Raw genomic sequence first — 14081 nt, 5'->3', positions numbered from 1 at the left:
CAAAAGGAGAACGACCATGAAGCCCCGCATGAATTTCTACCAGGCCGCCCCCGACACGATGAAAGCGCTGATGGCGCTGGAAGAGCAGATCCAGTCGACCGGCCTCGAAAAATCGCTGATCGAGCTCGTCAAGATCCGGGCGTCGCAAATCAACGGCTGCGCCTTTTGCATCAACATGCACACCGAGGACGCCCGCAAGCGCGGCGAGACCGAACAGCGGATCTATCTGCTCAACGCCTGGCGCGAATCCCCGCTCTACACCGACCGCGAGCGTGCCGCGCTGGCCTGGACCGAGTCGGTCACGCTGATCTCAGAGACGCATGCGCCCGACGACGTCTACGAGCAGGTCCGCGCGCAATTCTCCGACACGGAGACGGTGAACCTGACGATGCTGATCGGGGCCATCAATGCCTGGAACAGAATCGCGATCGCGTTTCGCGCGGTGCATCCGGTGAAGGTGAAGGCGTCAGTGGTGTGAGGGGTGTGTGAAGGCCAATGTGCCTCCACACTTTCGACTGTCATGCCCCGCGACCCGGCTACGCCAAGGCTTCGCCGGGGTTGAGGTCCAGGGGCGCCGAAGCATTAGCGTAGGCGGCAAGCGGGGAATCCAGTACGCCGCCGCCTCTCGATTCAAGCACTCATGTCACGGAGTACTGGATCGCCCGCCTTCGCGGGCGATGACAGTGGAGGGTGTGGCCTAAACCGCCGTCGCCTTGGCGAATTCCACGTAGATCTCGCGCAGACGCGTCGCCATCGGGCCAGGCTTGCCCTCGCCGATTGTCTTGCCATCGACCGCGACCACCGGCTGCACGAACGACGAGGCCGAGGTGATGAAAGCTTCCTTGGCGGCGAGCGCCTCGGCGACCGTGAAGGACCGCTCCTCGACGCGGAGCTGACGTTCTTCCGCGAGCGCAATGACGGCCTTGCGGGTACAGCCCGGCAAGATCGCGTTGGAGTTCTTGCGGGTGACGATAACGTCGTCCTTGGTGAGGATGAACGCTGACGATGAACCGCCCTCGGTGACGTATCCATCCTGCAGCATCCAGGCTTCGCCTGCGCCGGCTTCCGCCGCGGCCTGCTTCGCCAGCACCTGCGCCAGCAGCGCCACGCTCTTGATGTCACGCCGTTCCCAGCGGATGTCGGGCACCGTGATCACGTTGATGCCGGTCTTTGCCACCGCGGCGTTGATGATGTCCTTTTCCGAGGTGAACATCACGAGGCTCGACTTGACGTCGCCCTTGGGGAACGGGAAGTCGCGGCCCTTGTCGGCGCCGCGCGTGACCTGGAGATAGACGAGGCCGCTCTCGAGCTTGTTGCGCGCGATCAGCTCCTTCTGGAGCTCGGTGATGCGCTCGACCGTCTCCGGCAGCCTCAAGCTGATCTCGCCGACAGAACGCTCCAGCCGCGCCAGATGCGAGGCGTTGTCGACCAGCTTGCCATCCAGCACAGCCGAGACCTCGTAGATGCCGTCGGCGAACAGGAAGCCGCGGTCGAGAACCGAGATCTTGGCTTCCGAGAGCGGGACGAATGAGCCGTTGACGTAGGCGATCGAGTCCAAGGCAGGTCTCCTGGCGGGAAAAGGGGATTTGGCTGTCCGTATACGGGATTTGGTGAGCCCGATAAACCCTACTCTTCGTCATCCCGGGGCGCGCGTAGCGCGAGCCCGGGATCCATACTCCCGATGGTGGTTATGGATTCCGGGCTCGCGACTGCGTCGCGCCCCGGAATGACGCCAGAAAGTTAATGCGACAGAATCTTCGACAGGAACTTCTGCGCGCGGTCGCTGCGCGGCTTGCCGAAGAAATCCTCCTTCGCCGCGTCCTCGACGATCTCGCCGCGATCCATGAAGATCACGCGATTGGCGACCTTTCGGGCAAAGCCCATCTCGTGGGTGACGACCATCATGGTCATGCCCTCATGGGCGAGGTCGACCATGACGTCGAGCACCTCGCTCACCATCTCGGGGTCGAGCGCCGAGGTCGGTTCGTCGAACAGCATGACAATGGGGTCCATGGCGAGCGCGCGCGCGATCGCAACGCGCTGCTGCTGGCCACCGGAGAGCTGCGCCGGAAACTTCTGCGCCTGCTCCTTGAGGCCGACGCGATCCAGCAACTGCATGCCCTTCGCCACCGCCTTGTCAGACGACCGGCCCAGCACCTTCTGCTGGGCGAGGCAGAGATTGTCGATGATCTTGAGATGCGGAAACAGCTCGAAATGCTGGAACACCATGCCGACGCGCGAGCGCAGCTTCGGCAAATCGGTCTTGGGGTCGTTGACCTTGGTGCCGTCGACGCTGATGTCGCCTTCCTGGAACGGCTCCAGCGCATTGACGCATTTGATCAGCGTCGACTTGCCCGAACCCGAGGGACCGCAGACCACGACGACCTCCCCCTTGGTGACGCTGGTGGTGCAGTCGGTCAGCACCTGGAAGGTCGGGCTGTACCATTTGTTGACGTGGCTGATTTCGATCATGACCGACACGCTCTATCGAATGATGGCGATGCGCGCCTGGAGGCGACGAACGCCGAAGGACGCAACACAGGAGATGGTGAAGTAGACGACGGCGGCAAACAGGTACATCTCGACCAGGCGGCCGTCGCGCTGCGCGACCTTGCTCGCCGCGCCCAGAAAGTCCGGGATCGAGAGCACGTAGACCAGCGAGGTGTCCTGGAACAACACAATGGTCTGCGTCAGCAGCACCGGCAGCATGTTGCGGAACGCCTGCGGCAGCACGACGTAGCGCATGGTCTGGGCGTAGGTCAGGCCGAGCGCGTTGGCGGCGGCCGGCTGGCCGCGCGAGATCGACTGGATGCCGGCGCGCATGATCTCGGAGAAGTACGCCGCCTCGAACATGATGAAGGTGATGAGCGAGGAGGCGAACGCACCGACACTGATCGGCCGCGACGCGCCGGTCACCCACTGCCCGATATAGGGCACCAGGAAGTAGAACCAGAAGATGACCAGCACCAGCGGCAGCGAGCGCATGAAGTCGACATAGATGCCGGCGATGCGGCCGAGCACCTTGAAGCCGGACAGTCGCATCAGTGCGATCGCGGTGCCGAAGATCAGGCCGCCGAGGCCGGCCAGCGTCGTCAGGGTCACCGTGAACGTCATGCCCTCGAAGAACAGATAGGGCAGCGCGCGGCGGATGACGTCGAAATCGAGATTACCGAACATGGCGCTATTTCCCCGTGATGTAGCCGGGGATCGCGACGTAGCGCTCGAGGAAGCGCATCGCGGTCACGACGACGGCGTTGACAAGGAGATAGAGCAGAGTCGCTGCGGTGAAGGCCTCGAACACCTGGAACGAGAATTCCTGCATCGAGCGCGCCTGTCCGGTCAGCTCGAGCAGGCCGATGGTGATGGCGACCGCCGTGTTCTTGATGGTGTTGAGGAACTCGGAGGTCAGCGGCGGCAGGATGATGCGGAACGCCATCGGCAGCAGCACATAGCGATAGCCCTGCACGGTGGTCAGGCCGAGCGCAGTTGCGGCCATCTTCTGCCCGCGCGGCAACGAGCCGATGCCGGCCTGCAATTGCACGGCGACACGCGCCGACATGAAGAGGCCGACGCCGATCGCAGCGGTCCAGAACGGTGCGTTCGGCAGTTGCTTCAGCCAGGTGCCGGCCGCCTTCGGCAACAATTCCGGCAGCACGAAGTACCACAGGAACAGCTGCACCAGCAGCGGCATGTTGCGGAAGAACTCGACCCAGCAGAAGCCGAACCAGTAGGCCGCCCTGGAGGGCAGCGTGCGCATGACGCCGATCAGCGAGCCGAAGACCAGCGCGATGATCCATGCAAGAACCGCCGTCTTCAGGGTCAGCGCCAGCCCCGACAGCAGCATGTCGAGATAGGTGCCGGTCCCCATCGGGTTCGGCTCGAAGAAGATTCCCCAGTTCCAGTGGTAGTTCACGTGTCCCCCGCGCGAACGCGCCAATCATAGATGTCGTAAACGTCTATGCAAATGTCCGGCCACTCCCTCCAGAATGGCCGGAATTTGCTTCCTCTCCCCGCAAACGGGGAGAGGCGTCAACTCAGCTTACTTGTAGTCGTCCGGGTTCGGCGAGTCCGTGGGCTTCGCGAACTCGTTCTTCAGCTCGGCCGAGATCGGCGAATTGAGGTTGAGGCCCTTCGGCGGAATCTTCTGGGTGAACCACTTCTCATAGATCTTCTGGCCTTCGCCGGAGGTGTAGAGCGCAGCGGTCGCCGCATCGACCACCTTCTTGAACGGCGCGTCGTCCTTGCGCAGCATGATGCCGTAGGGCTCGGGCTTTGAAAACGCGTCCTTGGAGATGACGTAGTCGTCCGGCGACTTGGAGCCGGCAACAAGGCTCGCGAGCAGGATGTCGTCCATCACGAAGGCGACCGCGCGATCAGTCTCGACCATCAGGAAGGACTCAGCATGGTCCTTGGCCGGGATGATGTTGGCGCCGAGGCCCTTCGCAACGTTGGCCTCGGTGAGCTGCTTGATATTGGTGGTGCCGGCGGTCGAGACCACCGTCTTGCCTTTGAGGTCGTCGATCGACTTCAGGCCGCTCGACTTCTTGAACACGTAGCGGCTGGCGGTCAGGAAGTGGGTGTTGGTGAAGGCGACCTGCTTCTGGCGCTCGGCATTGTTGGTGGTCGAGCCGCATTCGAGGTCGATGGTGCCGTTGGCCATCAGCGGAATACGCGTCGCCGAGGTGACCGGGTTGAGCTTGACCTCGAGCTTGTCGAGCTTGAGCTCCTTCTTCACAGCGTCGACGATCTTGTAGCAGATATCCATCGCGAACCCGATGGGCTTCTGGTTGTCGTCCAGATAGGAGAACGGGATCGAGGAGTCGCGGAAGCCCAGCGTGATGGCGCCGGTGTCCTTGATGTTCTTCAGCGTGCCGGTCAGCTCCTGGGCCCCGGCCTGGCTGACGGCAAAGGTCGCGGCAAGCGCGAGACCGATGTGACGGAAATGCTTCACTTTTTTGTTCCCCTTTCAGGATGATGGGCCGGATGCAAGCACAAATCGGCCCGGATTAGAATGTGACTTTCGGCTGGCTTGCGGCTCAGGTTAATGGCTAAGGATCAGTGGCTCAGGTCAGTGGCTTGGGCAATTCCCCGAGATCCCAGAACAGCCCGGCCATCACCGTCAAGGCCTCTTCGGTCAATGGCAGCAGGATGTGCTCATTGGGCGCATGCTGAGAGCAACCGGGATAGGAGTGCGGGACCCAGATCGTCGGCAGGCCCAGGATCTCGGAAAACACGTCGTTCGGCAGCGATCCGCCGAAGTTCGGCAGCACCGCCGGCGCCTTGCCGGTCGTTTCTCGCACCGAATCCGCCGCCCATTTGATCCAGGGGCTGTCGAAGTCGGTACGCGAGGCCGCAAAGCTCTGTGCGGCCCGCACCTCGACCATCGGGAAACCCTTCTCGACCAGATGCGCGCGGACGGCCTCGATCAGGCCGTCGATCTTGGTGCCGACGACAAAGCGCAGTTGCAGCACGGCATTGGCGTGACCGGGAATGGCGTTGGCCGGCTTCTCGATATTGCCCGAGGACATCGCCAGCACTTCGAGCGTGTTCCAGGCATAGAGCCGCTCGGCCGCTGACAATCCCTCCTCGCCCCAGTTCTCCGCCAGCGCCGGCTCGTCCTCGGTCGGGACGACCTGCACATCGGCAAGATAGCTTCGGATCTGGTTGGTGAGCCGCGGCGGCTTCAGGGCATCGAGCTGGAGACGGCCATGGCCATCGACCAGCGTCGAGATCGCGTTGACCAGAATGGTCGCGGGATTGGCGAGCACGCCGCCCCAATTGCCGGAATGATGGCCACCGTCGCGCAAATTCACGTCGAGATGGATGCGGATGCCGCCACGGCAGCCGAGGAAGAGCGTCGGGCGATCTGCCGACAGGCGCGGTCCGTCGGAGGCCATGAACAGATCGGCCTTGAGCGCATCGCGATTGAGATCGCAGACCTTGCCGAGATCGGGCGAGCCGATTTCCTCACCCATCTCGACGATGAATTTGGCGTTGAAGCCGAGCTTGCCGCCGCGGGCCTCGCGCACCGCGCGGAGCGCCGCCATGTTGATGCTGTGCTGGCCCTTGTTGTCGGCGGTGCCGCGGCCGTAGAGGCGCGTGCCCGCAACCGTCGTGCGCCAGGGATCGCGGCCATCGCGCCATTCGCCTTCCATGCCGTCGACGACGTCGCCGTGGCCGTAAATCAGCACGGTCGGGGCGGACGCACTCTCGTGATGCTCGGCGAACAGGAACGGCGCCTTGCCGCTGGGGGATTCGACCATACGGCTTTGAAAATCGAGCGCAGCGAAGGCCGGTTGCATCTCCTGTTCCAGATAGGCACGCAACTCGGCGCCGCGCGACGGATTCTGGCTTTCGGTCTTGAAGGCGACGCGGCGGTCGAGTTCGGCGAGGAGCGCGCCCGATTTGAAATCCTCACGGGCGCGGGCGATGGCGTCGGCTCTGGTCATGATTTGCTTTTCGGACTTCGAGGAAGGACCCTACCCGAGACAGGACGGCCTTCGAAAGTGGCGGGGACTTGGATTGTTCTTGTAGTTCTCTTGTAGTTCTCTTGTAGTTCTCTTGGGATTTCGTTCTTGCTCGCTTGAGATCGGCTTGCCAAGGGCAGCAGTGCTGCTGATTTTGGCCTTGCCAAGCGCAAGTTATATGCAAGAACTTCGCCAAGTTGGGGCGCACGTCTATCATTCGAAGAGCGCTCAGTACAGAGCGCCGGGGGACCATCATGGCCAAGCAGATCAGGCTCAACGCCTTTGCGATGAATTGCGTCGCACACCAGTCGCCGGGCCTGTGGACCCATCCGCGCGACCGCACCGCCGAATATAACCGCCTGCCCTACTGGATCGACCTTGCCAGGACGCTGGAGCGCGGCCGCTTCGACGGCTTGTTCCTGGCCGACGTGCTCGGCGTCTACGACGTCTATGGCAACAGCCCTGACGCAGCCTTGCGCAATGCAGCACAGACACCGTCGAACGAGCCGCTGCTCCTGCTCTCGGCGATGGCGGCGGTGACGCAAAATCTCGGTTTCGGCGTCACCAGCAATTTGTCCTTCGAGCCGCCCTACCCCTTCGCGCGGCGGATGTCGACGCTCGATCATCTCACCGAGGGGCGGATCGGCTGGAACGTCGTCACCGGCTATCTCGACAGCGCCGCCCGCGGCGCCGGCAAGGACAAGCAGACCGGGCATGACGACCGCTACGACATCGCCGACGAATATATGGATGTCGTCTACAAGCTCTGGGAAGGGAGCTGGGAGGACGATGCCGTGCTGCGCGATCGCAAGCGCGGTATCTTTACCGATCCCGCAAAGGTTCATCGCGTCAATCATGAGGGCGCGAACTATCGCATCAACAACACCATTCACCTCAGCGAACCGTCGCCGCAGCGCACGCCCGTGCTGTACCAGGCCGGCACCTCGCCGCGCGGCCGCCAGTTCGCCGCGCGTCACGCCGAATGCGTGTTCATGTCGGGGCCGTCAGCCAAGGTGATCGCACCGCGCGTCTCCGCGATCCGGCAGGAGGCCGCCGCGCTCGGCCGCAATCCGGCCGAGATCCTGATGTTCTCGATGATGACGATCATCCTCGGCCGGACCGAAGCCGAGGCGAAGGAGAAATACGCCGACTACCGCCGCCATATCAGTCCCGAAGGCGCGCTGGCGCTGATGTCGGGATGGACCGGCGTCGACTTCTCCGGCTACGACCTCGACCAGCAGGTCCGCCACGTCCAGAACGATGCCGGCCGCAGCGCCATGGACAACGTCACCCGCGCCGACCCCGATCGCGTCTGGACCGTGCGCGACGTCATCGAGCATGTCGGCATCGGCGGCGCCGGCCCCGTCGTGGTCGGAACGCCCGAGATGGTCGCGGACAAGATCGAGCAATGGTTCGAGGCAACCGACGTCGACGGCCTCAACGTCGCCTTCGCGATCTCGCCCGGCGATTTCGAGGACATCGCCGACATGCTGGTGCCGGAGCTGACGCGGCGCGGGCGGTACAAGCCGGAATACGCAAAAGGCACATTGCGGGAGAAGCTGTTCGGCGATGGCCGCGCACGGCTCGGCGCGCCGCATCCGGCGGCAGGGTATCGGGTGGGGAAGAACGGGTAAGCTGCCACATACACGCTGTCGTCCCGGCGAACGCCGGGACCCATAACCCCAGGGAGTAGTTTGGCGAAGATTGGTCGTTCGGGATTGACACCACCCGCAGTCGATGGATCACGCGGTATGGGTCCCGGCGTTCGCCGGGACGACAGCAGGGCTACACCTTCCCGTCCACCATCACCTCGATCAGCTTCGTCCCGGGCCGGCCAAACGCCGACGCCAGCGTCGCCTTCAGCTCGCGAGGGTCGCTGATCTTGATCGCCTCGCAGCCCAGCGCCCTGGCGATGCCGGCGAAATCCACCGGCGGGTCGACGAAATCCATGCCGACATAATTGTCGTCGCCATGGAAGGCGAGCAGGCGCTGCTTGATGATGCGATAGCCGCCATTGTTGGCGATGACGACGTTGAGCGGCAGCCTGTGATGCGCCGCCGTCCATAGCGACTGGATCGAATACATCGCGCTGCCGTCGCCGGAGAAGCACACCACGGGACGATCCGGATTGGCGATGCTGACACCAACCGATGCCGGCAGGCCCCAGCCGATGCCGCCCGAGGCAAGGCCGTGATAGCCGAAGCGATCGCGGTGCGGACGCAGGTTCGTGATCTGGCGGCTGGAAGTGAGGCCTTCATCGACGAGAATGGCGTTCTCGGGCATGGCCTCCACCATGTGCAGCACCAGATAGTCGGGATCGATCGGCGTGCGCCCGGCGCTCTTGCCGATCTGCTCGACCAAAGCGGCGCGGCGCGCGCTCCAGTTCTTCGGCGCGAGCTCGGCGCGACGCTGGCTTGAGCGTTGCGCCAGTGCCGCGCCGCCCATCTCCTTCAGCACGGGAAGCAGTGCGCGCAGCGTTTCCTTGACGTCCGCCTTCAGCGCAATCTCCGCGCCGAAATTCTTGGCGATCTCCCAGTCGGCGAGGCCGACCTGCAGAATCGGCAATCCGTCCGGCAGCGGGTCGACTTCGCTATAGACCGACATGCGCACGGGATCGCCACCGAGCGCGACCAGGAGATCGTAGGGCGCGAGCGTATCGCGTGCGACCTTCTGGACGCGCGCCAGCGTGCCGACGAAGCTCGGGCTTTCCGAGAGGAAGTGCGAGCCATAGGCGGTCGAGGATTGATAGGCGGCAGCGCCGAGCAGCTCGGCGAGTTCGGCCGCCTCCTTCAGCGCATCGCTCTTGACCACCTCGTCCATGGTGACGATGACAGGACGTTCGGCCTTGAGCAGCCGCGCGGCAAAGGCCTTCAGCGCTTCGTCCGACGGCCTGGTGCGCGCGTCGATGCGGGTAGAGCGGCCAAGATCGATACCGGCTTCGCTGTTGAGGATGTCACCGGGCAGCGAGATGAACACCGGCCCGGTCGGCGGCGTCATCGCGACCTTGGCGGCGCGGCGCACGATGCGCGGCAGATCCTCCAGCCGCGTCACCTCGACCGCCCATTTCACCAACGGTTCGGCCATGCGCACCAGCGGGCCGTACAGCACCGGCTCCATCAGGCCGTGGCCCTGCTCCTGCTGGCCCGCGGTCAAAATCATCGGGGTGCCCGTGAACTGGGCGTTGTAAAGCGAGCCCATGGCGTTGCCGAGGCCCGGCGCGACATGGACGTTGCAGGCGACGAGCTTGCCGGAGGCGCGGCTGTAGCCGTCGGCGATCGCCACCACCAGGCTCTCCTGCATCGCCATCACATAGGTGAGATCAGGGTGGTCCTTCAGCGCATGCATGATCGGCAGCTCGGTGGTGCCGGGGTTGCCGAACAGATGCGTGATGCCCTCGTCCTTGAGCAACGCGAGAAAGGCGGAGCGGCCGGTGATCTTGTTCTTCATGTTTCCTCCAGGAGCGGGCGTTGCCGCAAGGACGGAGGCATGATGGCCGAACTTGGCCGAGGCACGCAAGGAAGCGCCGTCATGGCAGACTTGCGTCGGCGCGCGCAAGCTGGGAACATGCTCGGGCGTAAACCTGCACGGGGAGACGCGATGGCCTATGACGAGAACACCGCGGCGCGGGTGCGCAAATTACTGGCTGATCAGCGATACGTCGCGGAAAAGAAGATGATGGGCGGCCTCTGCTTCATGGTGAACAACACCATGTGCTGCACGGTCAGCGGGCGCGGCGGCATGCTGATCCGCGTCGGCCCGGAAGCGCATGCACGCATGCTGCAGGAGCCGCACACCAGCCCGATGGAAATGCGCGGGCGCATCATGACCGGCTTCGTGCGCGTCGCGCCAGACGGCTATCAGAGCGACGCCGATCTGAAAAAATGGGTCAAGCGCGGGCTCGACTTCGTGGCGGCCAATACAGCGGGACGCAAAGCGGCGCCGCGGAAGGCTGTTTCGGCGAAAACAAAGGTCGCCGCCGGGGCTAAAGCACCTCCTCGCGGCCGAGCTCGAAAGGGTCTTCGCCGCTAGCGCGTTTCTTCTTTTTCGAGCGCTGCCACACCACACCGGGAAAGCCCTTCAGCGGCACCAGCGGCTCGCCGGTGTAGGCCCACTCCTGGAGCTCTTCGATGGCGATGTGATAGAGCGGCTGGCGGCCGGTGCGCTCCTTGAACAGGGCGCGCGGGATGTTGACCATGTGCTGGCCGCGCGGCCGCTCGTAGGCGATCGGCGTGCCGCAATGCGAGCAGAAGCTGCGCGCGGTCTTCGTTGCCTTGTCCTCGTAGCGCGTGAGCGCAGTCTTGCCGGAGGTGATGCGAAAGCGCTTCTTCCAGCTGCCGACATAGGTCGCATAGGCCGCACCGTGGGCGCGGCGGCTACCGGCGGAATGATCGTGCCAGGCCCAGCGCGCGGGAACGTCGATCTCGAAGGTGACCTTGCCGCAGAGGCATTGGCCAGTGGCGATACCTGCGGCGGCTGCGGCTTTGGCCATGGTAGGTCCCTCCGTCGTCATTGCGAGCGTAGCGAAGCAATCCAGAGTCTTTCCGCGGAGATAGTCTGGATTGCTTCGCTACGCTCGCAATGACGGAAATTGTGTTGGCAGTCGCGCAACAAATCAAGCTCGTCATTCCGGGGCGCGACGAAGTCGCGAGCCCGGAATCCATCGGGCGGCATACCAAGAGGCGGGATGGATTCCGGGCTCGATGCTTCGCATCGCCCCGGAATGACGGAAAGAGCCTACGCCGGCGTCAGTTCGTCATACGCCGGATAGTCCGTATACCCCTTCTCCTCGCCGCCGTAGAACGTCGCACGGTTATACGGCGTGATCGGATAATCGTGCGCGAGGCGTCGCGGCAAATCGGGGTTGGAGATGAAGATGCGGCCAAAGGCGATGATGTCGGCATGGCCGTCGGCGATTGCCGCATTTGCGGTCTCGCCGGTAAAGCCGCCGGCCGTCATCAGCACGCCGCTGTAGAACGGACGGAACAGCACCATCGCCGAGGGCACGTTCTCCCAGTGGACGTCGGCGCGGCCGGCGCCGCTGGAGCGCGGCTCGATGAGGTGCAGATAAGCGAGACCGAGCTTGTCGAGCGCCTTCACAACATGGGTGTAGAGCGGCATCGGATCGGGCTCGCCGGAATCGTTGGCGATGCCGTGCGGCGACAGCCGCACGGCGACGCGGTTCGCGCCCCAGACATCGATCGCGGCCTGCGTGACTTCGAGCAGAAGCCGCGCGCGGTTCTCGATCGATCCGCCATATTGATCGGTGCGCTGGTTGCTGCGCGATTGCAGGAACTGCTCGAGCAGATAGCCGTTGGCGCCGTGGATCTCGACGCCGTCGAAGCCAGCGGCGAGCGCATTCTTCGCGCCCTGCCTGAAGGCCTCGACGATGCCCTTGACCTCGTCCGTCTCCAGCGCGCGCGGCGTCTCGTAGTCGGAAATCTTCCCGTCGGCGGTCATCGCCTTCATGCCTTCGGCCTTGATCGCGATGGCCGAAGCCGAGACCGGAAGCTCACCGCCATGGAAGGACGAATGCGAGACGCGGCCGACATGCCAGAGCTGGAGGAAGATGATGCCGCCCTTGGCATGCACGGCATCCGTCACCTTGCGCCAGCCGGCGATCTGTGCCTCCGAATAGATGCCCGGCGTCGCCGGGTTGCCGCGGCCGTGCGAAAGCACCGGCGAGGCTTCGGCGATGAGCAGGCCGCCCTTTGTTGCGCGCTGGCCGTAATATTCGGCATTGAGCGGCCGCGGCGAAAAGCTGTCGCGCTCGGCGCGCATGCGCGTCAGCGGCGCCATCGCGACGCGATGCGCGAGCTTGTACGGACCGACCTGCAACGGTTTGAACAACGCCGGAAATTTCATGCTGGCCCCAAAGTGGCTATGGAAGGATGCGGATCATATAGCGAGGGGCGGTCACCGTAAAAGGTACCGCCCCCGCAAAAGCAGATATTCCCCCCTGTGGAACGCGCGGGAGGGAATAGACCTTACGCCGTCTTGATCCAGACGGCCTTCACGTTGAGATACTCCTCGACGTGCTGCTTGCCGGACTCGCGGCCGTAACCGCTCATCTTGTAGCCGCCGAAGGGCACGGCCGGGTCCATTGCCTGGTAGCAGTTCACCCACACCGAGCCGGCGCGCAGACTCTTCGCAACGGCATGCGCCTTGCTGACGTCGCGCGTCCACAGGCCCGAGCCGAGGCCGAACGTGGTGTTGTTGGCGCGCTTGACCAGCTCGTCCATGTCCTTGAACGCGATGGCGGAGATGACGGGGCCAAAAATCTCCTCCTGCGCGATGCGCATATTGTCCTGCACTCCCGCGAACACGGTCGGAGAGACGAAGAAGCCCTTCGAAAGTGCGCCTTCGGTCACGCGGCCGCCGCCGGCGAGCGCGCGTGCGCCTTCCTTCTGGCCGATGTCGAGATAGCCGGTGACGCGCTCGAGCTGCTGCTCGGAGACGAGCGGGCCGATCTGCACATTGGGATCGAGACCGTTGCCGACTTGCAGCTTCTTGCCGAACTCGGCGACGCGGCCGACGAATTCTTCATAGATCGACTGCTCGACGAACAGGCGCGTGCCGGCGCTGCAGATCTGGCCGGAGTTGGCAAACACCGCCATCGCGGCGCCGGGCACGGCGGCATCGAGATCGGCATCCGCGAACACGATGTCCGGCGACTTGCCGCCGAGCTCGAGCGAGACGCGCTTGAGGTTGCCGGCCGAGGCGCGGATGATCGACTGTCCCGTGACGTGCGAGCCGGTGAAGGCGACCTTGTCGACGTCGTGATGCGAGGCGAGCGCAGCGCCCGCGGTCTCGCCATAGCCGGGCACGACGTTGATGACGCCGGGCGGAATGCCCGCCTCCATCGCAAGCTCTGCGATGCGCAGCGAGGTCAGCGGCGCCTCTTCGGCGGGCTTGAGCACCACGGTGCAGCCGGTCGCGATCGCGGGGCCGATCTTCCAGATCGTCGCGGTGAGCGGGCCGTTCCAGGGGATGATGGCGCCGACGACGCCGATCGGCTCCTTCAGCGTGTAGGAGAAGATTTCGCCCGGCAGCGAGTTCTCGATGGTCTCGCCGTGGATCGCGGTGGTCTGGCCGGCGTAATAGCGCAGCATGCCGACGGCGCGCAGCCGATAGGCACGGGTGCGGCTGAGCGGCGCGCCCATGTCGAGCGTGTCGAGCTGCGACAATTCGTCGAAATTCTTCTCGACGAGGTCGGCAAGCTTCAGGAGCAGGTTCTGCCGCTCGAACGGCTTGACCTTGCTCCAGGGTCCTTCGAAGGCGCGGCGAGCGGCGGCGACCGCACGGTCGATGTCTTCCTTGTCGCCCTCGGCGACGGTTGCGAGCAGTTCGCCGGTCGCGGGATTGTGGGTCTCGAAGCGCTTGCCGGAGGCGGCATCGACCCACTTCCCGTCGATCAGCATCTGCTTGTAGGACCCATTGGCGAACGGGTGGCGCGTGATCGGAATAGCCTGCGACACAGCCATGGCTGCACTCCCTGTCAGGTGATTGATTGGGTTCGATCTGGGCGGGATCGTTAGGTCAGGGAGAATACAGCGGTGCCGGAAAGGCGTAAAGGCGGCGTGGAACGAAGACCTCCCATGCCGACTTGTGCAGGGT

13 protein-coding genes are annotated in these 14081 nt (G+C 64.1%); 3 read left to right on the top strand and 10 right to left on the bottom strand.

Annotated features, from left to right (window positions below; all coding sequences use genetic code 11):
* The first annotated feature begins 16 nt into the window (after positions 1-16).
* On the top strand, positions 17-478 hold the full coding sequence (locus tag A3M7_RS0131205; RefSeq protein ID WP_027547455.1) for a carboxymuconolactone decarboxylase family protein: 462 nt from the start codon (positions 17-19) through the stop codon (positions 476-478).
* 219 nt (positions 479-697) lie between these two features.
* Here A3M7_RS0131205 and A3M7_RS0131200 read toward each other — a convergent pair whose 3' ends face one another.
* From A3M7_RS0131200 to A3M7_RS0131175, 6 genes are all read right to left on the bottom strand, one after another.
* Complete coding sequence (locus A3M7_RS0131200; RefSeq protein ID WP_027547454.1) at positions 698-1558, bottom strand: D-amino-acid transaminase; 861 nt, start codon at positions 1556-1558, stop codon at positions 698-700.
* A gap of 182 nt (positions 1559-1740) precedes the next feature.
* Positions 1741-2472 (bottom strand): amino acid ABC transporter ATP-binding protein, encoded by a 732-nt coding sequence (locus tag A3M7_RS0131195; RefSeq protein ID WP_027547453.1) that lies wholly within the window; start codon positions 2470-2472, stop codon positions 1741-1743.
* Positions 2473-2484: 12 nt separating this feature from the next.
* Positions 2485-3177: an amino acid ABC transporter permease gene (locus A3M7_RS0131190; RefSeq protein ID WP_027547452.1), complete on the bottom strand. Its 693-nt coding sequence runs from the start codon at positions 3175-3177 to the stop codon at positions 2485-2487.
* A 4-nt stretch (positions 3178-3181) separates the two neighbouring features.
* Complete coding sequence (locus tag A3M7_RS0131185; protein ID WP_027547451.1) at positions 3182-3913, bottom strand: amino acid ABC transporter permease; 732 nt, start codon at positions 3911-3913, stop codon at positions 3182-3184.
* Positions 3914-4039: 126 nt separating this feature from the next.
* Complete coding sequence (locus A3M7_RS0131180; RefSeq protein ID WP_027547450.1) at positions 4040-4951, bottom strand: amino acid ABC transporter substrate-binding protein; 912 nt, start codon at positions 4949-4951, stop codon at positions 4040-4042.
* A gap of 112 nt (positions 4952-5063) precedes the next feature.
* A complete protein-coding gene (locus tag A3M7_RS0131175) occupies positions 5064-6449 on the bottom strand; it encodes a M20 family metallopeptidase (protein WP_027547449.1) in 1386 nt (461 codons plus the stop codon).
* Positions 6450-6721: 272 nt separating this feature from the next.
* Between A3M7_RS0131175 and A3M7_RS0131170 the strand changes: the two genes are divergently transcribed.
* Positions 6722-8101: an LLM class flavin-dependent oxidoreductase gene (locus A3M7_RS0131170; protein WP_027547448.1), complete on the top strand. Its 1380-nt coding sequence runs from the start codon at positions 6722-6724 to the stop codon at positions 8099-8101.
* Positions 8102-8252: 151 nt separating this feature from the next.
* Here A3M7_RS0131170 and A3M7_RS0131165 read toward each other — a convergent pair whose 3' ends face one another.
* Positions 8253-9914 (bottom strand): thiamine pyrophosphate-binding protein, encoded by a 1662-nt coding sequence (locus A3M7_RS0131165; protein WP_027547447.1) that lies wholly within the window; start codon positions 9912-9914, stop codon positions 8253-8255.
* 39 nt (positions 9915-9953) lie between these two features.
* On the opposite strand from A3M7_RS0131165, the gene A3M7_RS45140 reads away from it, so the two are divergent.
* A complete protein-coding gene (locus tag A3M7_RS45140) occupies positions 9954-10496 on the top strand; it encodes a TfoX/Sxy family protein (RefSeq protein ID WP_245284355.1) in 543 nt (180 codons plus the stop codon).
* On the opposite strand, the gene A3M7_RS0131155 is transcribed toward A3M7_RS45140, so the two are convergent.
* From A3M7_RS0131155 to A3M7_RS0131145, 3 genes are all read right to left on the bottom strand, one after another.
* Positions 10450-10956: a GFA family protein gene (locus tag A3M7_RS0131155; protein ID WP_027547446.1), complete on the bottom strand. Its 507-nt coding sequence runs from the start codon at positions 10954-10956 to the stop codon at positions 10450-10452. The two genes, A3M7_RS45140 and A3M7_RS0131155, sit on opposite strands and share 47 nt — an antisense overlap.
* 245 nt (positions 10957-11201) lie before the next feature.
* Positions 11202-12329, bottom strand: a complete 1128-nt coding sequence (locus A3M7_RS0131150; protein WP_027547445.1) for an alkene reductase — start codon at positions 12327-12329, stop codon at positions 11202-11204.
* A 122-nt stretch (positions 12330-12451) separates the two neighbouring features.
* Positions 12452-13948: an aldehyde dehydrogenase family protein gene (locus A3M7_RS0131145; RefSeq protein ID WP_027547444.1), complete on the bottom strand. Its 1497-nt coding sequence runs from the start codon at positions 13946-13948 to the stop codon at positions 12452-12454.
* Positions 13949-14081 lie beyond the last annotated feature (133 nt).

The sequence above is a fragment of the Bradyrhizobium sp. WSM2254 genome, from assembly GCF_000472645.1.
Classification (GTDB): Bacteria; Pseudomonadota; Alphaproteobacteria; order Rhizobiales; family Xanthobacteraceae; genus Bradyrhizobium; species Bradyrhizobium niftali.
Note: the sequence above shows the minus strand (reverse complement) of the source record. Positions and strands in the feature narration are given on the sequence as shown.